An 18,150-nucleotide genomic window follows, 5' to 3' on the forward strand; every position below is an offset into this window, starting at 1 on the left:
AACCATGGCTAAGTTGACTCTGAACATCACCGACGCCCAGGGCAAGAACACCGGAACTGTGGATGCACCCGAGCAGATCTTCGGCATTGCAGAAGAGGATATCCGCTCACACGTGCCGCTGATCCATCAGGTTGTTGTCGCCCAGCTGGCTGCAGCCCGTCAGGGGACACACTCGGTCAAGACCCGGTCCACCGTCTCAGGTGGCGGCCGCAAGCCTTGGAAGCAGAAGGGCACTGGACGTGCTCGTCAGGGCTCCATTCGCGCTCCCCAGTGGACCGGTGGCGCCATTGTCCACGGCCCGCAGCCGCGCGACTACTCCCAGCGCACCCCCAAGAAGATGAAGGCCGCAGCTTTGCGCTACGTCCTGTCCGACCGGGTCAACGCCGGACGCGTGCACGTGGTCGACTTCGGCATTGGCGAGACTCCGTCCACCAAGGCAGCCAAGGCAGCCCTGTTGCCCCTGGTCGACAGTAGATTCACCACCGTCGTGCTGTCCCGTGAGAACATCAACGAGTGGCTCTCCGTCAGGAACCTGCCCACCGTCCATGTCCTCTTCGCCGATCAGCTCAACACCTACGATGTGGTCACGGCCGAGGATGTCGTCTTCAGCAAGGACGGCTTCGATGCCTTCCTGGCTGTCAAGGGCGGCGCCAAGTCCAAGACCGTCAAGGAGGCCTGATTTTCATGGCAGCTATTCACAAGCCAGCACACGACATCATTCTGCGCCCGGTCGTCTCCGAGAAGAGCTACGCCAACTCGGACCGAGGCCAGTACACATTCGTGGTGGACCCTGAAGCCAACAAGGTCGCCATCAAGCAGGCCATCGAGCAGATCTTCAACGTGAAGGTCACATCGGTCAACACCCTCAACCGGCAAGGTAAGAGGACCCGGACCCGTACGGGCTGGGGTCGTCGTGCCGCCGAGAAACGCGCCATCGTCAAGGTGGCCGAGGGCCAGTCGATCGATGTCTTCGGTACCAAAAACTGAAGGCTAGCCGAGAAAAGTTAAGGAAGAACTAGATTATGGCTATCCGTACATACAAGCCGACGACCGCGGGCCGTCGCAACGCCTCGGTTTCGGACTTCGCCGAAATCACGCGCTCCAAGCCCGAGAAGTCGCTGGTTCGCAAGCTGAGCAAGACCGGCGGGCGCAACTCCTACGGCCGCGTCACCAGTCGCCATCGGGGCGGCGGACACAAGCGCCAGTACCGCCTCATTGACTTCCGTCGCTGGGACAAGGACGGTGTGCCCGCCAAGGTGGCTGAGATCGAATACGATCCCAACCGCTCGGCCCGCATCGCCCTTCTGCACTTCGCAGACGGTGAGAAGCGCTACATCATCGCCCCGCAGGGCATCAAGCAGGGTGACGTCATCGAGACCGGTCCCCAGGCCGACATCAAGCCCGGCAACAACCTGCCCCTGCGCAATATCCCCACCGGCACCATCGTCCACGCCATTGAGCTGCGGCCCCTGGGCGGCGCCAAGATCGCACGCTCGGCCGGTGCTGCCGTCCAGTTGGTGGCCAAGGACGGTGCCTACGCCCAGCTGCGTATGCCCTCCGGCGAAATCCGCAATGTCGATTCCCGTTGCCGCGCAACAGTGGGCGAGGTCGGCAACAACGACCACGCCAATGTCCAGCTAGGCAAGGCGGGACGTGCACGCTGGATGGGACGCAGGCCCATCACCCGCGGTGAATCCATGAACCCGGTCGACCACCCGCATGGCGGACGCACTCGTGGCGGCAAGCCGCCAGTGTCTCCCTGGGGCAAGGGCGAGGTCCGCACCCGCAGGCCCAAGAAGGCCTCCAACAAGATGATTGTGCGTCGTCGTCCAAATGGTAAGAACCGCAAGTAAGGGAGTGTCGGAAAGATGACTCGTAGCATCAAGAAGGGCCCATTCGTCGACGCCCACTTGCAGAAGAAAGTCGACGAGCAGAACGAAAAGGGCACCAAGAACGTCATCAAGACCTGGTCCCGTCGTTCCATGATCACCCCGGACTTCATCGGGCACACTTTTGCTGTGCACGATGGCCGCAAGCATGTCCCGGTCTTCGTCACCGAGGCCATGGTCGGCCACAAGCTCGGCGAATTCGCCCCCACCCGGACCTTCAGGGGTCATGTGAAGGACGACAAGAAAGCACGCCGCTGAGGCGAGGGAGAGTAGAGACACATGGAAGCTAAGGCAATTGCACGTCACGTTCGCGTGACGCCTCGCAAGGCTCGCCGCGTCGTCGACCTCATCCGAGGCAAGCAGGCGACCGAGGCCGTGACCATTCTGAAGTTTGCCCCCCAGGACGCGGCCGTTCCGGTCCGCAAGTGCCTGGAGAGCGCCATCGCCAACGCTCGTGTCAAGGCGGACAAGGCCAATCAGCCCTTCCGCGAGAACGAGCTGATGGTTCGTGAGACCTACGTGGACGAGGGAACTACTCTGAAGCGGTTCCGTGCCCGCGCCCAGGGTCGTGCGGCCCGCATCAACAAGCGGACCAGCCACATCACCGTCGTGGTGGCCGACAAGGAAGGAGCCCGATAATGGGGCAGAAGATCAACCCGTTTGGGTACCGACTCGGCATCACCGAGGAGCACCGCAGCAAGTGGTACTCCGACTCCAACAAGGCGGGGGAGCGTTACAGCGACTTCGTGCTTGAGGACGACAAGATCCGCAAGGAGATGAACAAGGACCTGGAGCGCGCAGGCGTCTCCAAGATCGTCATCGAGCGGACCCGTGACCGTGTGCGCGTCGACATCCACACCGCCCGGCCGGGCATTGTCATCGGCCGTCGCGGCGCCGAAGCGGAGCGTGTTCGCGCCAAGCTGGAGAAGATCACCGGCAAGCAGGTCCAGCTGAACATCTTCGAGGTCAAGAACGCCTCCATTGATGCCCAGCTGGTGGCTCAGGGCATCGCTGAGCAGCTGACCAACCGCGTCACCTTCCGCCGGGCCATGCGCAAGGCTCAGCAGGATGCCATGCGGGCAGGCGCCAAGGGCATCAGGATCAAGCTGTCCGGCCGCCTGGGTGGAGCCGAAATGAGCCGCTCGGAGTTCTACCGCGAGGGTCGTGTGCCCCTGCAGACTCTGCGCGCCCTGATCGACTATGGCTTCTTCGAGGCCAGGACCACCTACGGTCGCATCGGCGTCAAGGTCTGGATCTACAAGGGCGATATGACCGAGCGTCAGTTCGAGGAGCAGCAGGCTCAGCAGAACAACCGCCCCGGTCGGCGCGGCGATCGTCGTCCTCGTCGTGGCGTCCGTCCCTCCGAGGGGCGTACCCGCCGCGAGCAGGATGCAGCCAAGCAGAACAGCGGTGTGGCCACGCCGCCGGCGGCGACTCAGGAGCAGACCGCCTCGGCACCCGTCGCAACCGAAGCAAAGGAGTGAGCCGTGCTTATCCCAAAGAGGACTAAATACCGCAAGCAGCATCGTCCGGGTCGTTCGGGCATGTCCAAGGGCGGCAACGAGATCGCTTTCGGCGATTACGGCATCCAGGCCCTGGCTCCGGCTTACCTGACCAATCGGCAGATCGAGGCGGCCCGTATCGCCATGACCCGGTACATCAAGCGTGGTGGCCGAGTCTGGATCACGGTCTTCCCGGATCGCCCCCTGACCAAGCACGCTCTGGGATCCCGAATGGGTTCCGGCAAGGGTGCGCCCGAGTTCTGGGTGGCCAACGTCCGTCCCGGCCGGGTGCTTTTCGAGATCGGCGGCGTGAGCGAGGATGTGGCCCGCGAGGCCCTTCGCCGCGCTACTGACAAGCTTCCCATGAAGTGCCGGATTATTGCACGTGAAGGCGGTGACATCTGATGTCAGTCGGAACAGCCGAGTATTCCATCAAGAATCTGAATGAAAAGACCAATGCGGAGATCGAGGATTTCCTGAAGAAGTCCAAGGAAGAGCTGTTCAACCTGCGCTTCCAGTCGGCCACCGGTCAGCTGGAGAACACCTCCCGCCTCAAGGCCGTCAAGCACGACATCGCCAGGATGTACACCGTTCTGCGCGAGCGCGAGCTGGGCATCAGCCAGGAGCCCGCCGAAGCAAAGGCCGAGAGCAAAGCTGAGGAGAAGTAAGCATGGCTGACAAGCAGGAGCGCAACTTCCGCAAGGTTCGCAGCGGCTACGTCGTGTCCGACAAGATGGACAAGACCATCACCGTAGAGCTGGAGCAGCGTTCGACCCACCCCCTGTACGGCAAGGTCGTCCGCAGCAACCGCAAGGTCAAGGCCCATGATGAGAAGAACGAGGCCCATGTGGGCGACTTCGTGAGTATCATGGAGACCCGTCCTCTGAGCAAGACCAAGCGCTGGCGTCTCGACTCCATCGTCGAGCGCGCCAAGTAACAAGTTCGGCCAGGCTCCGCATTTCATCCCGCCCTGGTGCGGGGTGTCTGCGGAGAACCAGCGCGGCTAAGGAGAATCAATGATTCAGCAGGAATCGCGGCTTCAGGTCGCCGACAACACGGGTGCCAAGGAGATTCTGGCCATCCGCGTGCTCGGCGGGTCGAAGCGACGCTATGCCGGCATTGGCGACGTGATTGTCGCCACCGTCAAGGATGCCATTCCCGGCGGGTCGGTCAAGAAGGGCGAGGTCGTCAAGGCGGTCGTCGTCCGTACGGTCAAGGAGCATCGTCGTCATGACGGCTCCTACATCAAGTTCGACGAGAACGCGGCGGTCATTCTCGGTACCGGCCGTGAACCCCGCGGTACTCGTATCTTCGGACCGGTTGGTCGTGAACTGCGCGACAAGCGCTTCATGAAGATCGTGTCCCTGGCACCGGAGGTGATCTGAAGTGGTAGCCAAGATCAAGACAGGCGACCAGGTCAAGGTCATCCGCGGCAAGGATCGCGGCAAGGAGGGCAAGGTTCTGCGGATTCTGCCCAATGACCGTCTGATCGTCGAGGGTATTCAGATCGTCAAGAAGCATGTGCGGGCTACCCAGCAGGGTCAGGAGTCGGGCATCGTCCCGACCGAGGCGCCCATCCATCGCTCCAACGTGATGGTCATTGACCCGGAGACCAAGAAGCCGACTCGCATCGGCGTGAACATCAAGGAGGAGGCGCGTGACGGCAAGGTCAAGGTCGTGCGCACCCGCTTCGCCAAGAAGTCAGGCAAGGAGCTGTCATGAGCGATACCACCGTTGAAGCACCGGCAGTCCCTCGTTTGCTGCAGCAGTACCGCGAGAGCATCGTGCCCGAGCTGGAGAAGGAGTTCAAGTTCTCCAACCCCATGCAGGTGCCCAGGATCGAGAAGGTTGTAGTCTCCATGGGCGTGGGGGCCGCGGCACGCGACTCCAAGCTGATTGAGGGCGCGGTCAAGGACCTGACGGCCATCACCGGCCAGAAGCCCAAGATCACCAAGGCCAAGAAGTCCGTGGCGCAGTTCCACCTGCGTGAGGGACAGGCCATCGGCGCCTTCGCCACCCTGCGCGGCGTGCGCATGTGGGAGTTCCTGGATCGACTGCTGACCTTGGCTCTGCCCCGTATCCGCGACTTCCGCGGCATCAGCGACCGTCAGTTCGACGGCCAGGGCAACTACAACTTCGGTCTCACGGAACAGTCCATGTTCCACGAGATCGATCCTGATCAGATCGATCACCAGCGTGGTATGGATATCACCGTGGTGACCTCCACCAAGAACGATCAGGAGGCCCGGGCGCTGCTCAAGCAGCTGGGCTTCCCCTTCAAGGAGAACTGATATGGCAAAAACCGCTCTGAGAAACAAGGCGGCACGCAAGCCGAAGTTCAAGGTGCGTGGCTACACGCGCTGCCAGGTCTGCGGTCGTCCTCATTCCGTCTATCGCAAGTTCGGCCTGTGCCGCATCTGCCTTCGCGAGAAGGCCCATCGCGGCGAGCTGCCGGGTGTGACGAAGTCCAGTTGGTAAAGATCGACGCTGAAGGTCCGCGGTCAGGGCAGATTGCTGCCCGGCGGCGGAAACCACGGCGAGGAAGGGCATAAGCCCACATGACAATGACAGATCCCATCGCAGACATGCTGACACGTCTGCGTAATGCGAGTGCGGCCAAGCATGAAACAGTCGACATGCCGTACTCCAAATTCAAGGCGAACATCGCGCAGATTCTCAAGCGCGAAGGCTTCATCGCCGATTATCGCGCCAAGGAGGCGCGCGTCGGGCAGGATCTGGAGATCACGCTCAAGTACGGTCCCGATGGACGCCAGTCCATTCAGGGCATCAAGCGCGTCTCCAAGCCCGGTCTGCGCCGGTACGCCAAGTCGGATTCCCTGCCCATGCCCCTGGGCGGGCTGGGAATCGCCATCATCTCGACCAGCTCGGGACTGATGACCCAGAAGGAATGCCTCGACAGGGGCATCGGCGGCGAAATCGTCGCCTACGTATGGTGAGAAAGGAGAGCTGAACATGGCATCGCATATTGGTAAGCTCCCCATCGCCGTTCCGGCAGGTGTGGAGGTGGCCTTCAAGGGCCAGGAATTCTCCGCCAAGGGCCCCAAGGGTTCCGACGCATACACGCTGCCTGAGGGCATCACCGGCAAGGTCGAGGGCAACGAGATCATCATGACCCCCGCCGACGAGGACCGCACCACCAAGGCCAAGCACGGACTGAGCCGCTCCATCGTGGCGTCCATGGTTGAAGGCGTCTCCAAGGGCTACAGCAAGCACCTCCAGATCGTCGGCACCGGCTACCGTGTGGTCGCCAAGGGCAAGTCCCTGGAGTTCTCGCTGGGCTACTCGCACACCATCACTGTCGACCCCCCGGAGGGCATCACCTTCGAGACGCCGAACGCCAACGAAGTGGTCGTCTCCGGCATCGACAAGCAGGCTGTCGGCCAGGCCGCGGCCAACATCCGCGCCCTGCGTGCTCCCGAGCCTTACAAGGGCAAGGGCATCAAGTACGCCGATGAGCACATCCTGCGCAAGGCTGGAAAGGCTGGTAAGTGATATGACGGTCTCGATACTAGGCAAAGGCAAGAAGATCGCCCGTCTGCGCCGCCATGCCCGTCTGCGCAAGCACGTCTCCGGCACGGCAGAGCGTCCCCGTCTGGTGGTTACTCGGACCAATCGCAATATGATCGCCCAGATCGTCGACGACACCAGGGGTGTCACCCTGGTCAGCGAGTCGACCATGGCTTCGGACTACGGCTCTTTCAAGGGCACCAAGACCGAGGCCGCCCGCAAGGTCGGCGAGCAGATCGCAGCCAAGGCCAAGAAGGCTGGCATCACCACCGTGGTCTTCGATCGTGGTGGCAACAAGTACCACGGAAGGGTCGCAGCGGTTGCGGAAGGCGCCCGTGAGGGAGGTTTGGCACTGTGAGCGACAACGAAACGACAAAGGAAACAACCCAGGTGACTGAAGATTCCACAAACGCTCAGTCCAGCCAGGGTGGCAGAAGGGATCGGAACGACCGGAACGATGATCGCCGAGGCGGTCGTCGGGGCGGTTCCCGTGACGGCCGTAGGGATGGCCGTCGTGGCCGTCGCGACCGCGACGAGCGTGACGACATGCTCGACAGGGTCGTGACCATCAACCGCGTCTCCAAGGTCCACAAGGGAGGTCGTACCTTCAGCTTCGCGGCCCTGGTGGTCGTGGGCGACGGCAAGGGCACCGTGGGCGTTGGCTACGGCAAGTCCCGCGAGGTTCCCGCAGCCATCTCCAAGGGTCAGCTGGATGCCAAGAAGCATATGTTCACCGTTCCCCGCATCCGCGGCACCGTCACCCACCCGGTGATCGGCCACGATGCGGCCGGTACTGTCCTCCTGCGGCCTGCAGCCCCAGGAACCGGCGTTATCGCCGGCGGTCCGGTTCGCGCCGTCCTGGAGTGCGCCGGCATCACCGACATCCTGAGCAAGTCCATGGGATCGGCTACGGCCGTCAACATGGTGCGGGCCACTGTAGCTGCCCTGAAGCAGCTGGAGGAGCCCGAGGAGATCGCGGCACGCCGCGGTCTGCCCCTGGAGGAGGTCGCCCCCGACTCCCTCCTGCGCGCACGTGCCGCCGGCATTGCCGACGAGCGCAAGGAACGCGAAGAGGCCAAGGCCAAGGCTGACGAGCAGTCGAAGGCAGGTGAGTGATGACCAAGCAGATCAAGATCACTCTGGTCAAGGGCGTGGCTCATGCCACCGACCGCCAGAAGGAGAACGTCAGGTCTCTGGGCCTTCATAAGATCGGCCAGACCGTCCTGCGTGAGGACACCCCCGTCTACCGGGGGATGGCCAACAAGGTCCGCCACCTGGTGAACGTAGAGGAGGCAGACTGATTATGGCCAGCGACAAGCAAGAGCCCACCATCCTGCAGATGCACGATCTGCGTCCTGCTCCGGGCGCCAAGCGCGACCGCATCCGTGTGGGTCGCGGTGAGGGGTCCAAGGGTAAGACCTCCGGTCGTGGCACCAAGGGCACCAAGGCACGCTACCAGGTACGTCCGGGCTTTGAAGGCGGCCAGCTGCCCCTGTACATGCGGCTGCCCAAGCTGCGTGGATTCAGGAGCCCCTTCAAGAAGGAGTACCAGGTGGTCAACCTGGGTGCTCTGGAAGGACTCTTCCCCAAGGGCGGCGAGGTCACCGTCGAGGATCTGGTCAACAAGGGAGCGGTTCGCAAGGGCCGCCCTGTCAAGGTCCTGGGTGACGGCGACGTAAAGGCCGCTTTCACCCTCAAGGGCATCAAGGCCTCGGCCTCGGCCAGAAGCAAGATAGAAGCCGCAGGCGGGTCCGTCTCCGAGAACTGATACTCGCAGGGGACAGACCGCAAGGCAGATGTGATTCCGGCCCTCCCCGCTCCAAGCGGGTGGGGGCCGGAATTCGTTTCCGACCCGGTTGCCATCATGATTTGACGGAACCATCGGTTAAGCTGGTCGGAGCAAGAAGGTGCGATGCACCGAGACCAACGCGCGGTCGCGTAGGGAGGGAACTTAGGTGAGGACGTTAATCCAGGCCTTCAAGACCAAGGAGCTGAGGAAGAAAATCTTCTTCGTTCTTGGCATCATCATCATCTATCGCATTGGGTCGTTCATACCTACCCCAGGCGTGGATTATCCTTCCGTGCAGAAGTGCATCACCACGGCCGGTAATGAGGACTTCATCGGTCTGGTCAACCTGTTCTCGGGCGGGGCTCTGCTGCAGCTGTCTATCTTCGCACTGGGCATCATGCCCTACATCACCGCATCCATCGTGGTGCAGCTGCTGCGCGTGGTCATTCCTCGCTTCGAGGCTCTGCACAAGGAGGGTCAATCGGGCGAGGCCAAGCTGACCGAATATACCAGGTATCTGACCATCGGTCTGGCCGTGCTGCAGTCCACGACCATTCTGGTTACAGCCCGCAACGGTGCGCTCTTCAACGGAGCATGCCAGCAGCAGGTCATTCCAGACAGCTCCGTTTGGAATCTGGTGGTCATGGTCCTGATCATGACCGGCGGCACCGGTCTGATCATGTGGATGGCCGAGTTGATCACCGATAAGGGCATCGGTAATGGCATGTCCGTCCTGATCTTCATCTCCATCTGCTCCGGCTTCCTGCCCCAGCTCTGGAACATCGGCTGGGGGACCAACGGCAAGAACGGTGACTGGGTCAAATTCGGCATTGTGGTGACTGTTCTGGTGGTCATCCTGATTCTGGTCGACTACGTGGAGCTGGCACAGCGTCGCATCCCCGTCCAGTACACCAGAAGAATGATCGGCCGCAAGATGTACGGCGGATCCTCCACCTATCTGCCGCTCAAGATCAATATGTCAGGCGTGATTCCCCCTATTTTCGCCTCCTCTATTCTGGCTATTCCCACCCTTATCGCCCAGTTCGGCAAGTCCGATCAGAACTGGGTCAAGTGGATCAACGCCAACATGGCCAACACGACCTCGGTCTGGTACATCGTGCTCTATTCGGTCATGATCGTCTTCTTCTGCTTCTTCTACACCTCCATCACCTTCAACCCCGATGAGACGGCTGACAATATGAAGGAGTACGGCGGCTTCATCCCGGGTATCAGGGCCGGACGGGCCACCAGCCGGTACCTGTCATACGTGATGAACCGACTGAACACGGTTGGAGCCATCTACCTGCTCTTCGTGGCCCTGATTCCCACGGTGCTGATCATGCTGCTGAAGATCAACTCTAAGCTACCCTTCGGCGGGACCACCATACTGATTATCGCCGGCGTCGGCCTGGACACCCTGCGCCAGGCCAGGGCGCAGACCGAGCAGTTCCAGTACACCGGTTTCCTGCTGGAGGGCGACCACAAGGAGGGCTGACCCTTCGGCCAGACACCTGCAAGTGGTATCAATTCAAACAGCTTATGGTCCGACCCTGTCACTTGTTGACATGGAGCCGGACCATTTTGTGTCAGGCCCGCGCCAGGAAGACAGTTCGTATGAGTTTGAGTGTGCTGAATCTGCTCTTGGACCGGGCAGACGCTAGCATACGGTAAAGAGGGTTCTGCGCGGTTTGGTCCGCCAGGATTGTAGACCAAGAACATCAAACAAAGGATAGGGAATGGCACAGCGACTGTTGATCATGGGACCTCAAGGTGTAGGCAAGGGCACGCAGGCGGCCTTGCTCAGTAGACACTATGGAATTCCGGCCATATCCACTGGTGACATTTTCCGCTACAACCTTAAGAACGGAACCGAGCTGGGTAAGCAGGCCAAGGCCTACACCGACAAGGGCGAACTGGTTCCAGACGAGCTGACCAATAAGATTGTCAAGGACCGCTTGGGCATGGATGATGCCGCCCAGGGCTGGATTCTTGACGGTTATCCGCGTTCGGCCTCCCAGGTCGAGGCGCTGGACAAGATGCTCCAGGAGCTGGACACTCCGCTGACGGCTGTGGTGGCCCTGGACGCCGACCATGACGTACTCATGAAGCGCATTGCCAAGCGTGCCAAGGAAGAGGGGCGGGCGGACGATACCCCCGAGGCCATCGCCAAGCGTCTGGATATCTATGCCAAAGAGACCGCCCCGCTGCTGAACACCTATAAGACCCGTGGCCTTCTGGTCGCAGTGGACGGCCAGGGTGAGGTCGATCAGATATCCAAGCAGATAATCACTCAGCTTGACGAGCGTTAACTCATCACCTGTCAGGTGAGAGGCCTGTCACCCCTTGAATCAGAAATTGCCAGATAAAAACCAAGATTAAGAGTGGCTGGTTCGCAAGACCCTGATAAGGCTGGCTAAGGCAAAGAAGCTGCATGACCCAAGTGGCATGACAGCTTCTTTTTGTGGAGGGCGGAAATCCCTGCGCGCCCGCCCAACACTGGCGGACAGGGTGATAGCCTTGGTGCATTCAGACCCTCTGGCGAGGGTATTGCATGTCGGTGATTGGCCGGGAAAATACAGAAACCAGTACAGTAACAGAAGAGGTCTACTTGAAGGGCTCTACGGCATCCGTGGTCAGATCGGATAAGCAGGAACCAGCGCGTCCAAAGCACACCATCCGAACCATTCTGCGCTCCCTGCGCGAATACCGGAAGGCCAGTTTTCTGGCTCCGGCCTTCGTCTTTCTGGAGAGCGTCCTCGAGATAGTGATCCCGACCATCATGGCCTCCCTGATTGACCAAGGGGTCTCGGGGAGGTCCATGCCGGCCATCTTCAAGTTCGGGCTGATCCTGCTGGCCTGCTCGGCCGTCTCCCTGTTCTCCGGGTTCATGTCCGGACGGTATGCGGCCATCGCCTCTTCCGGCCTGGCCAAGAATGTCCGCAGCGATCTGTTCGCCAAAGTGCAATCCTTCAGCTTTACCAACATCGACCGCTTCTCAACGGGGTCCATCATCACCAGGCTGACCACCGATGTGACCAACCTGCAGAACGCCTATCAGATGGTGATCAGGGTCGGGGTCAGGGCGCCGATCATGGTCATCGTGGCCTGGCTCTTCTCTTATAGGATCTCCAGGCCCATATCCCTGGTCTTCCTGATCGCCATCCCCATCCTGGGCTTTGGCCTGATCGGTCTGTCCCTGCTGGTTCATCCCATCTTCGAGCGGGTCTTCCACACCTACGACCACCTCAACAATGTGGTGGATGAGAACCTTCAGGGCATCAGGGTGGTCAAGTCCTACAACCGGGAGGACTACGAGGAGCGCAAATTCAACGGTATCTCCCTGGCTATCTACCGTGCCTTCTGCAAGGCCGAGCGGATCATGAGCCTGAACCCGGCATTGTTGAACTTCTGTATTTATGCTTCTTTGCTGGTCATATCCTGGATGGGCGCCTCCCAGATTGTGGCATCCGGGAACAATGCGGCCCTAGGACTGACCACAGGCGATCTGACCGCCCTGGTCACCTATGCCATACAAATCATGATGGCCATGAACATGGTCTCCATGATCGTGGTCATGGTCGTCATCTCCCAGGCTTCGGCGGAGCGCATCTGCCAGGTGCTGAATGAGGTCAGCACTGTGCATGATCCCGCCAAGCCGGTCATGAAGGTGGCCGACGGGTCCATCAGCTTCCAGGATGTGACCTTCCGCTACTCGGAGCGATCCGAACGCCCTGTTCTGAGCCATATCAATCTTGACGTTCCCTCGGGCTCCACCCTGGGCATCGTGGGTGGGACCGGCTCCTCCAAATCGAGCCTGGTCCAGCTCATACCCCGTCTCTATGACGTAACTGAGGGGTCCCTCCAGGTGGGCGGTGTGGACGTACGCCAATACGACCTGACCGTCCTGCGCGACCAGGTGGCCATGGTGCTCCAGAAGAATGTCCTTTTCACCGGGACCATCGCCGAGAACCTGCGCTGGGGTAATCCTCAAGCCACGGACGAAGAGCTGGTGCGCGCCTGCACTCTGGCCCAGGCCGACGGGTTCGTGCGGGAGTTTCCCGACGGCTATCGGACCTACCTGGATGAGGGCGGCACCAACCTCTCTGGCGGCCAGCGACAGCGTCTGTGCATAGCGCGTGCCCTGCTGAAGAAGCCCGACATCCTGATTCTGGATGACTCTACCAGCGCCGTGGACACCAAGACCGACCAGCTGATCCGTCACGCCTTCAGCCAGGAGATCCCTGACACTACCAAGATCATCATCTCCCAGCGTCTGGCCTCTGTGGAGGACGCTGACATGATCGTGGTCCTGGAGGAGGGCAGGATTCTCGACAAGGGCACCCACCAGGAGCTCCTGCGAGCATGTCAGGAGTACCGATCCATCTACGAGTCACAGACCAGGAACCAGAGCGAGGAGGACAAGGATCATGAGTGACGGATCATTCAAGGACCGCAAGCCCCGCCTGGACAAAGCCGCGCCGGGAACGACCCGTCGCATCCTGCGCTACCTGCTGGCCTACCGCTGGCAGCTGGCGGTGATCGTGGTCTGCATCATCATCAGCGCCGGAGCCCAGGCGGCATCGGCCTTCTTCCTCCAACCGCTGATCGACCATTACATCCTGCCTCTGGTCGGAGCCGCCGACCCTGACTGGGGACCGCTCATGAGGACCCTGATTCTGATGGGCTGCCTCTATGCAGTGGGGACCTTCTGCTCCTGGTTCTGGAACTGGCTGATCGTCAAGGTGGAGCAGGGCACGTTGAAGACCATCCGCGACCAGATGTTCGCTCACCAGCAGGAGCTGCCCATCGGCTTCTTCGATACCCATGAGCACGGCGACACTATGAGCCGCTACACCAACGACACGGATACCCTCCGTCAGGCCATCTCCCAGTCCTTCCCGCAGATGGTCTCCTCGGTCCTGTCCGCCCTGGCAGCCCTGATCTCCATGCTTTGGCTCTCCATCCCCTTCACCGTTCTGACCCTGGTCTTCGCGGCGGTTCTGATTGTGGTGGTCCGGGTTCTGGTCACCCGAAGCGGTCGCTACTTCGTTCACCAGCAGCGCTATCTGGGCCAGGTGAACGCCTTCGTGGAAGAGGCCGTCAACGGGCAGAAGGTCATCAAGGTCTTCAACCATGAGGATGCCACCGCCAAGGTCTTCGAGCAGAGGAACCAGGAACTCTTTCAGGCTTCGGCCCAGGCCAACACCTACGGTAACGTCACCATGCCGGTCGTGGGCAACATGGGCTACCTGCTCTATGTGATCCTGGCCATCGTCGGAGGCCTGGCTGGCATCGCGGGTATGGGCAATGTGGGACTGACCGGGGCAGGGCCGCTGACCCTGGGAACCATCGTCTCCCTCCTGACTCTTTCCCGCTCCTTCATCAACCCCATCGGCCAGGTCTCCATGCAGTTCAACATGGTCATGATGGCCCTGGCCGGCGCCTCCAGGATCTTCGATCTGATCGACCAGCCTGTCGAGTCCGACCAGGGCACGGTCAGATTGGTCAGCGTCGAACTGGCCTCGGACGGGCGGACCATGACCCCTGTCGACCATGAGACAGGGCACTGGGCCTGGAAGCGTGAGGCCGATGACGACGGCAGGCGCTCGCTGGAGGCTGCCATGAAGCTTCCAGGCGATGCCCGGGATGTGGCCCTGAAGGCCAAGGATCAGGCCATCACCTCGCCTGATGGCCGATACACCCTCCTCCAGGGGGATGTGCGATTCACCGATGTCAGCTTCGGGTATGACCCGAGCAAGCCTGTCCTGCACGACATCACCTGGTTTGCCAAGCCCGGGCAGAAGGTGGCTTTGGTCGGCGCCACGGGGGCCGGCAAGACCACGATCACTAACCTCATCAACCGTTTCTACGACATCCAGCAGGGGCAGATCCTCTATGACGGGATCGATGTGAGAAACATCCGCAAGCCTGACCTCCGCCGCTCCCTGGGCATCGTCCTTCAGGATGTCAACCTCTTCACGGGCACCGTCCTGGACAACATCCGCTACGGGCGCCTGGATGCCACGGACGAGGAGTGCATCGAAGCTGCCAGGATGACCAACGCCGACAGCTTCATCCGCATGCTTCCCCAGAGCTACCAGACCGTTCTAGAAGGGGATGGAAGCGGGCTGTCCCAGGGTCAGCGCCAGCTGATCTCCATTGCCAGGGCGGCTGTGGCCGATCCGCCGGCCATGATCCTTGACGAAGCCACTTCCTCAATCGACACACGCACCGAGGAGGTGGTCCAGCAGGGCATGGACGCATTGATGCGCGGCCGAACGGTCTTCGTCATCGCCCACCGGCTCTCCACGGTCCGTAACTCCGATGTGATCATGGTTCTGGATCACGGACGGATCATTGAGCGCGGCAATCATGATGAGCTGATAGCCAGGCACGGCGAGTACTACCAGCTCTACACCGGAGCCTTGGAGCTAGAGTAGGGTTCTCCTGAATTGCCGAACCTTGGGAGTAGGCACCGATAGTTTGCGATTCGGCAATAAGCAAAACCAGTGGGGTGGGGGCGGCACATGACTGATGCTCCCGCCCCTACGCATAGCTGATGGCTTGCTAAGTTCAATCCCCATCTGAGCTACTGGTATCCCCATGAAAAGAAGGGCCTGACCTGCAAATTCAGCAGGTCAGGCCCTTTATGAATAGGAATCAGGTTCGATCTCAGAGGATGCCCTGGGCCACCATGGCATCGGCCACCTTGGTGAAGCCGGCCACGTTGGCGCCCAGCATCAGGTCGCCCTCATGTCCGTATTCCTTGGAGGCCTGGTAGGACTTCTGGAAGATTCCAGTCATGATGTCCTTGAGTCGCTGATCCACCTCGTCGAAGGTCCACTGCAGGCGCAGGGAGTTCTGGCTCATCTCCAGGCCGGAGACGGCCACGCCGCCGGCATTGGCGGCCTTGGCGGGCCCGTAGAGCACCTTGTTATCCTGGTAGACCTGGATGGCCTCGGGGGTGGAGGGCATGTTGGCGCCCTCGCAGACCACCGTGCATCCGTTGGCGACCAGGGTCTTTGCGGATTCCTCGTCGATTTCGTTCTGCGTGGCGCAGGGCAGGGCAATGTCGCAGGGCACGGTCCAGACGCCCTTGCAGCCCTCGTGGTACTCAGCGGAGTCCACGCGGTCCGCATACTCGCGAATTCGGCCGCGGTGGCCCAGTTTGATGTCCTTGACCACGTCGAGATCAATCCCATTGGGGTCATAAACGTAGCCGTTGGAGTCGGATGCCGTTACCACCTTGGCGCCCAGCTGTTGGGCCTTTTCGGTGGCGAAGATGGCCACGTTGCCCGAACCGGAGATGACGACGGTCTTGCCCTGGAAGGAATCCTTGCGCAGCGTCTGCAAGGCTTCCTGGGTGTAGTAGCACAGGCCATATCCCGTGGCCTCGGTCCTGGCCAGGGAGCCGCCGAAGGTCAGGTCCTTGCCGGTCAGAACGCCCGAGTACTCGTCGCGAATTCTCTTGTACTGGCCGAACAGGTAGCCGATTTCGCGGGATCCTACGTTGATGTCGCCGGCGGGCACATCGGTGAACTGTCCGATGTGGCGCTGCAGCTCGGTCATGAAGGCCTGGCAGAAGCGCATGACCTCGGCATCCGAGCGGCCCTTGGGGTCGAAGTCGGATCCGCCCTTGGCGCCGCCCATGGGCAGACCGGTCAGCGAATTCTTCAGAATCTGCTCGAAGCCCAGGAACTTGATGACCGACTCGGTCACGGTCGGGTGGAAGCGCAGGCCACCCTTGTAGGGGCCGATGGCCGAATTGAATTGGAACCGGTAGCCGCGGTTGACCTGAACGTGGCCCTGATCGTCGGTCCAGGCCACACGGAACTTGACTGCACGTTCGGGCTCGACCAGGCGCTCCAGCACGCCATTGGCCTCATACTCGGGATGCCGCTCCACCACGGGTTCCAGGCTGGAGAAAACTTCGCGGACAGCCTGCAGGAATTCCGGCTGGTCGCCGTCGCGCTTCTCAACCTGCTGGTATACGCGCTTGATGTATTCGTTGGTGAGCATCTGAGCTCCTTTGACTAGGAATGGCCGGTCCGTCCGGTCCACATGCGATTGGGTCCGCCCTCAAGAGCCTGCGGGGGCTGGCGGAATCTTATCCTATGGTAAATGCCTCAAAGTTACGTCACAAGAATTCTGTCCCGTAATGTCTGACATGTGGTCATTGAAGGCCCGAAGAATGAGAGGACCAGGAAGAGCAAGCTGGGCTACTGTCAAAAGTTGAGTCTCCTAGACTCAACTTTTATTCTTTGGGTGAACATTGGGCATGAAACCCGGGGCCTGCGGTTTGGACAAAGTGAAGGGCAGGGAGCTCGGGAGGACAGGTCAGGATGTCCACCTGGGGTTCCGGTCCGCAGAAACTATGACTTAGAGAATCAGGAGATGTGATTATGGCTATGTTTCCCGCATTGATGAACAATTCGATCTTCGGCGACTTCTTCGACGATCCCTTCTTCAACAACTGGCGTGACGGGCGTCGGCAGGGCCAGGGCGCTAAGAACGCGCTGAACAGCCCCTTGATGAACACGGATGTGCGTGAGAAGGATGGACAGTACCAGCTCTCCATCGACATGCCCGGCTTCGACAAGAAGGACATCGGCCTGCGTCTGGAGGATGGCTACCTGATTGTCTCCGCCCAGAAGAACGGTGACCAGGGTGACAAGGATGACCAGGGACGGTGGATTCGGCGTGAGCGCTACACCGGATCCTGCTCCCGTAGCTTCTACGTTGGCGACAAGGTCCGCCAAGAGAACATTCATGCCCACTATGCCAACGGCACCCTGGAGGTGACTCTGCCCAAGACCAGCATCGAACCTGCTGACAACACGCAGAACATCGCCATCGAGGACTGAGGGACTCGATTCCGTAACGGACCGCCTGAATGACTGCTATACTGATTGAGTGGCAGCCGTCCAGACGGCCCTTTTGTCGTGTCAACACGCTATTGTCCAATTCTGGGTCTACTCATGCTATACTTACCATTTGGCGTGTCTTTCGATGCGCTGTGTAACCGGCCGAGGATCGGATAGAAGGCTTATGGCAAAAGATGGTGTGATCGAGGTGGAAGGGCGTGTGGTCGAGGCTCTCCCGAATGCGATGTTCCGCGTCGAGCTCGAGAACAAGCACCTAGTGCTGGCCACCATTTCCGGCAAGATGCGTAAGAACTACATTCGCATTCTGCCCCAGGATCGGGTGGTGCTCGAAATGAGTCCCTACGATCTGAACCGCGGACGGATTACGTACCGGTACAAGTAACAAGGTACACAAGCAAAGGAAAACCATGAAGGTCAGCCCTAGTGTGAAGAGAATCTGCGAGAACTGCCGCGTGATTCGTCGTCACGGCCGCGTCATGGTGATCTGCAAAAACCCACGCCATAAGCAGCGCCAGGGCTGAGCGGATTCCCAGCGGCAACGAACACCAAAGGCGCTG

27 protein-coding genes are annotated in these 18,150 nt (G+C 60.6%); 26 read left to right on the plus strand and 1 reads right to left on the minus strand.

The features are described from left to right. The first annotated feature begins 4 nt into the window (after positions 1-4). From rplD to J3U06_RS01510, 23 genes are all read left to right on the plus strand, one after another. Complete coding sequence (gene rplD / locus J3U06_RS01400) at positions 5-679, plus strand: 50S ribosomal protein L4 (RefSeq protein ID WP_220236266.1); 675 nt, start codon at positions 5-7, stop codon at positions 677-679. 5 nt (positions 680-684) lie between these two features. Further along, positions 685-987, plus strand: a complete 303-nt coding sequence (gene rplW, locus J3U06_RS01405; RefSeq protein ID WP_220236265.1) for a 50S ribosomal protein L23 — start codon at positions 685-687, stop codon at positions 985-987. A gap of 35 nt (positions 988-1,022) precedes the next feature. Further along, positions 1,023-1,853 (plus strand): 50S ribosomal protein L2, encoded by an 831-nt coding sequence (gene rplB, locus J3U06_RS01410; protein ID WP_015022356.1) that lies wholly within the window; start codon positions 1,023-1,025, stop codon positions 1,851-1,853. A 15-nt stretch (positions 1,854-1,868) separates the two neighbouring features. Further along, positions 1,869-2,147 (plus strand): 30S ribosomal protein S19, encoded by a 279-nt coding sequence (gene rpsS, locus J3U06_RS01415; protein ID WP_015022355.1) that lies wholly within the window; start codon positions 1,869-1,871, stop codon positions 2,145-2,147. 21 nt (positions 2,148-2,168) lie between these two features. After that, a complete protein-coding gene (rplV, locus tag J3U06_RS01420) occupies positions 2,169-2,528 on the plus strand; it encodes a 50S ribosomal protein L22 (RefSeq protein WP_024626790.1) in 360 nt (119 codons plus the stop codon). Next, positions 2,528-3,373 (plus strand): 30S ribosomal protein S3, encoded by an 846-nt coding sequence (gene rpsC, locus J3U06_RS01425; protein ID WP_024626789.1) that lies wholly within the window; start codon positions 2,528-2,530, stop codon positions 3,371-3,373. Before rplV ends, rpsC begins: the two co-directional genes overlap by 1 nt. A gap of 3 nt (positions 3,374-3,376) precedes the next feature. Beyond that, entirely contained in the window at positions 3,377-3,796 is a 420-nt protein-coding gene (rplP, locus tag J3U06_RS01430; RefSeq protein WP_015022352.1) for a 50S ribosomal protein L16, read from the plus strand. Then, positions 3,796-4,059 carry a 50S ribosomal protein L29 gene (rpmC, locus tag J3U06_RS01435; protein WP_015022351.1) on the plus strand — a complete coding sequence of 88 codons (264 nt, stop codon included), beginning with the start codon at positions 3,796-3,798 and terminating at the stop codon, positions 4,057-4,059. The genes rplP and rpmC overlap by 1 nt, the downstream gene beginning before the upstream one ends. A gap of 2 nt (positions 4,060-4,061) precedes the next feature. Continuing rightward, positions 4,062-4,328 carry a 30S ribosomal protein S17 gene (gene rpsQ / locus J3U06_RS01440; protein WP_015022350.1) on the plus strand — a complete coding sequence of 89 codons (267 nt, stop codon included), beginning with the start codon at positions 4,062-4,064 and terminating at the stop codon, positions 4,326-4,328. 79 nt (positions 4,329-4,407) lie between these two features. Continuing rightward, the gene (rplN, locus tag J3U06_RS01445) at positions 4,408-4,776 is read left to right on the plus strand and encodes a 50S ribosomal protein L14 (protein WP_015022349.1); all 369 of its coding nucleotides are present in this window, start codon (positions 4,408-4,410) and stop codon (positions 4,774-4,776) included. Between the two features lies 1 nt (position 4,777). Further along, complete coding sequence (gene rplX / locus J3U06_RS01450) at positions 4,778-5,113, plus strand: 50S ribosomal protein L24 (RefSeq protein ID WP_015022348.1); 336 nt, start codon at positions 4,778-4,780, stop codon at positions 5,111-5,113. Then, entirely contained in the window at positions 5,110-5,682 is a 573-nt protein-coding gene (gene rplE, locus J3U06_RS01455) for a 50S ribosomal protein L5 (RefSeq protein ID WP_024626788.1), read from the plus strand. Before rplX ends, rplE begins: the two co-directional genes overlap by 4 nt. A gap of 1 nt (position 5,683) precedes the next feature. Continuing rightward, positions 5,684-5,869, plus strand: coding sequence for a type Z 30S ribosomal protein S14 (locus tag J3U06_RS01460; protein ID WP_015022346.1), 186 nt, complete (start codon positions 5,684-5,686; stop codon positions 5,867-5,869). Between the two features lie 80 nt (positions 5,870-5,949). After that, positions 5,950-6,348, plus strand: coding sequence for a 30S ribosomal protein S8 (gene rpsH / locus J3U06_RS01465; protein ID WP_024626787.1), 399 nt, complete (start codon positions 5,950-5,952; stop codon positions 6,346-6,348). Positions 6,349-6,364: 16 nt separating this feature from the next. Then, complete coding sequence (rplF, locus tag J3U06_RS01470; RefSeq protein WP_267430139.1) at positions 6,365-6,904, plus strand: 50S ribosomal protein L6; 540 nt, start codon at positions 6,365-6,367, stop codon at positions 6,902-6,904. Position 6,905: 1 nt separating this feature from the next. After that, complete coding sequence (gene rplR / locus J3U06_RS01475; RefSeq protein WP_015022343.1) at positions 6,906-7,277, plus strand: 50S ribosomal protein L18; 372 nt, start codon at positions 6,906-6,908, stop codon at positions 7,275-7,277. Then, positions 7,274-8,035 (plus strand): 30S ribosomal protein S5, encoded by a 762-nt coding sequence (gene rpsE / locus J3U06_RS01480; protein ID WP_024626785.1) that lies wholly within the window; start codon positions 7,274-7,276, stop codon positions 8,033-8,035. The genes rplR and rpsE overlap by 4 nt, the downstream gene beginning before the upstream one ends. Continuing rightward, the gene (rpmD, locus tag J3U06_RS01485) at positions 8,035-8,220 is read left to right on the plus strand and encodes a 50S ribosomal protein L30 (protein WP_024626784.1); all 186 of its coding nucleotides are present in this window, start codon (positions 8,035-8,037) and stop codon (positions 8,218-8,220) included. The genes rpsE and rpmD overlap by 1 nt, the downstream gene beginning before the upstream one ends. Positions 8,221-8,222: 2 nt before the next feature. After that, the gene (rplO, locus tag J3U06_RS01490) at positions 8,223-8,687 is read left to right on the plus strand and encodes a 50S ribosomal protein L15 (RefSeq protein ID WP_267399400.1); all 465 of its coding nucleotides are present in this window, start codon (positions 8,223-8,225) and stop codon (positions 8,685-8,687) included. A 187-nt stretch (positions 8,688-8,874) separates the two neighbouring features. Then, on the plus strand, positions 8,875-10,203 hold the full coding sequence (secY, locus tag J3U06_RS01495; protein ID WP_024626782.1) for a preprotein translocase subunit SecY: 1,329 nt from the start codon (positions 8,875-8,877) through the stop codon (positions 10,201-10,203). 241 nt (positions 10,204-10,444) lie between these two features. Beyond that, entirely contained in the window at positions 10,445-11,017 is a 573-nt protein-coding gene (locus tag J3U06_RS01500) for an adenylate kinase (RefSeq protein WP_267444100.1), read from the plus strand. Between the two features lie 242 nt (positions 11,018-11,259). Beyond that, positions 11,260-13,143 carry an ABC transporter ATP-binding protein gene (locus J3U06_RS01505; RefSeq protein ID WP_267399402.1) on the plus strand — a complete coding sequence of 628 codons (1,884 nt, stop codon included), beginning with the start codon at positions 11,260-11,262 and terminating at the stop codon, positions 13,141-13,143. Further along, positions 13,133-15,148 carry an ABC transporter ATP-binding protein gene (locus J3U06_RS01510; RefSeq protein WP_267444438.1) on the plus strand — a complete coding sequence of 672 codons (2,016 nt, stop codon included), beginning with the start codon at positions 13,133-13,135 and terminating at the stop codon, positions 15,146-15,148. The genes J3U06_RS01505 and J3U06_RS01510 overlap by 11 nt, the downstream gene beginning before the upstream one ends. A gap of 232 nt (positions 15,149-15,380) precedes the next feature. Here J3U06_RS01510 and gdhA read toward each other — a convergent pair whose 3' ends face one another. Continuing rightward, positions 15,381-16,727 carry an NADP-specific glutamate dehydrogenase gene (gdhA, locus tag J3U06_RS01515; protein WP_267444101.1) on the minus strand — a complete coding sequence of 449 codons (1,347 nt, stop codon included), beginning with the start codon at positions 16,725-16,727 and terminating at the stop codon, positions 15,381-15,383. Between the two features lie 383 nt (positions 16,728-17,110). Between gdhA and J3U06_RS01520 the strand changes: the two genes are divergently transcribed. The 3 genes from J3U06_RS01520 (at position 17,111) to rpmJ (ending at position 18,114) form a co-directional block, all read left to right on the plus strand. Further along, a complete protein-coding gene (locus J3U06_RS01520; protein ID WP_267444102.1) occupies positions 17,111-17,572 on the plus strand; it encodes an Hsp20/alpha crystallin family protein in 462 nt (153 codons plus the stop codon). Positions 17,573-17,756: 184 nt separating this feature from the next. Next, a complete protein-coding gene (infA, locus tag J3U06_RS01525; protein ID WP_015022331.1) occupies positions 17,757-17,975 on the plus strand; it encodes a translation initiation factor IF-1 in 219 nt (72 codons plus the stop codon). Positions 17,976-18,000: 25 nt separating this feature from the next. Continuing rightward, entirely contained in the window at positions 18,001-18,114 is a 114-nt protein-coding gene (rpmJ, locus tag J3U06_RS01530; RefSeq protein ID WP_015022330.1) for a 50S ribosomal protein L36, read from the plus strand. Positions 18,115-18,150: the final 36 nt, after the last annotated feature.

The sequence above is a fragment of the Bifidobacterium sp. B4142 genome (assembly GCF_026537325.1).
GTDB lineage: Bacteria > Actinomycetota > Actinomycetes > Actinomycetales > Bifidobacteriaceae > Bombiscardovia.

Excerpts from the sequence above, each read along its gene's own strand:
- J3U06_RS01460 (WP_015022346.1), top strand. The coding sequence starts at position 5,684 with ATGGCAAAAACCGCTCTGAGAAACAAGGCGGCACGCAAGCCGAAGTTC.
- gdhA (WP_267444101.1), bottom strand. The coding sequence starts at position 16,727 with ATGCTCACCAACGAATACATCAAGCGCGTATACCAGCAGGTTGAGAAG.
- rplW (WP_220236265.1), top strand. The coding sequence starts at position 685 with ATGGCAGCTATTCACAAGCCAGCACACGACATCATTCTGCGCCCGGTC.
- rplV (WP_024626790.1), top strand. The coding sequence starts at position 2,169 with ATGGAAGCTAAGGCAATTGCACGTCACGTTCGCGTGACGCCTCGCAAG.
- rplB (WP_015022356.1), top strand. The coding sequence starts at position 1,023 with ATGGCTATCCGTACATACAAGCCGACGACCGCGGGCCGTCGCAACGCC.
- infA (WP_015022331.1), top strand. The coding sequence starts at position 17,757 with ATGGCAAAAGATGGTGTGATCGAGGTGGAAGGGCGTGTGGTCGAGGCT.
- rplN (WP_015022349.1), top strand. The coding sequence starts at position 4,408 with ATGATTCAGCAGGAATCGCGGCTTCAGGTCGCCGACAACACGGGTGCC.
- rplE (WP_024626788.1), top strand. The coding sequence starts at position 5,110 with ATGAGCGATACCACCGTTGAAGCACCGGCAGTCCCTCGTTTGCTGCAG.
- rpsC (WP_024626789.1), top strand. The coding sequence starts at position 2,528 with ATGGGGCAGAAGATCAACCCGTTTGGGTACCGACTCGGCATCACCGAG.
- J3U06_RS01520 (WP_267444102.1), top strand. The coding sequence starts at position 17,111 with ATGGCTATGTTTCCCGCATTGATGAACAATTCGATCTTCGGCGACTTC.
- rpsQ (WP_015022350.1), top strand. The coding sequence starts at position 4,062 with ATGGCTGACAAGCAGGAGCGCAACTTCCGCAAGGTTCGCAGCGGCTAC.
- rplD (WP_220236266.1), top strand. The coding sequence starts at position 5 with ATGGCTAAGTTGACTCTGAACATCACCGACGCCCAGGGCAAGAACACC.
- rpmJ (WP_015022330.1), top strand. The coding sequence starts at position 18,001 with ATGAAGGTCAGCCCTAGTGTGAAGAGAATCTGCGAGAACTGCCGCGTG.
- rpsH (WP_024626787.1), top strand. The coding sequence starts at position 5,950 with ATGACAATGACAGATCCCATCGCAGACATGCTGACACGTCTGCGTAAT.
- J3U06_RS01500 (WP_267444100.1), top strand. The coding sequence starts at position 10,445 with ATGGCACAGCGACTGTTGATCATGGGACCTCAAGGTGTAGGCAAGGGC.
- rpmD (WP_024626784.1), top strand. The coding sequence starts at position 8,035 with ATGACCAAGCAGATCAAGATCACTCTGGTCAAGGGCGTGGCTCATGCC.
- rplR (WP_015022343.1), top strand. The coding sequence starts at position 6,906 with ATGACGGTCTCGATACTAGGCAAAGGCAAGAAGATCGCCCGTCTGCGC.
- rplO (WP_267399400.1), top strand. The coding sequence starts at position 8,223 with ATGGCCAGCGACAAGCAAGAGCCCACCATCCTGCAGATGCACGATCTG.
- rpmC (WP_015022351.1), top strand. The coding sequence starts at position 3,796 with ATGTCAGTCGGAACAGCCGAGTATTCCATCAAGAATCTGAATGAAAAG.
- rpsS (WP_015022355.1), top strand. The coding sequence starts at position 1,869 with ATGACTCGTAGCATCAAGAAGGGCCCATTCGTCGACGCCCACTTGCAG.
- J3U06_RS01505 (WP_267399402.1), top strand. The coding sequence starts at position 11,260 with ATGTCGGTGATTGGCCGGGAAAATACAGAAACCAGTACAGTAACAGAA.
- rplF (WP_267430139.1), top strand. The coding sequence starts at position 6,365 with ATGGCATCGCATATTGGTAAGCTCCCCATCGCCGTTCCGGCAGGTGTG.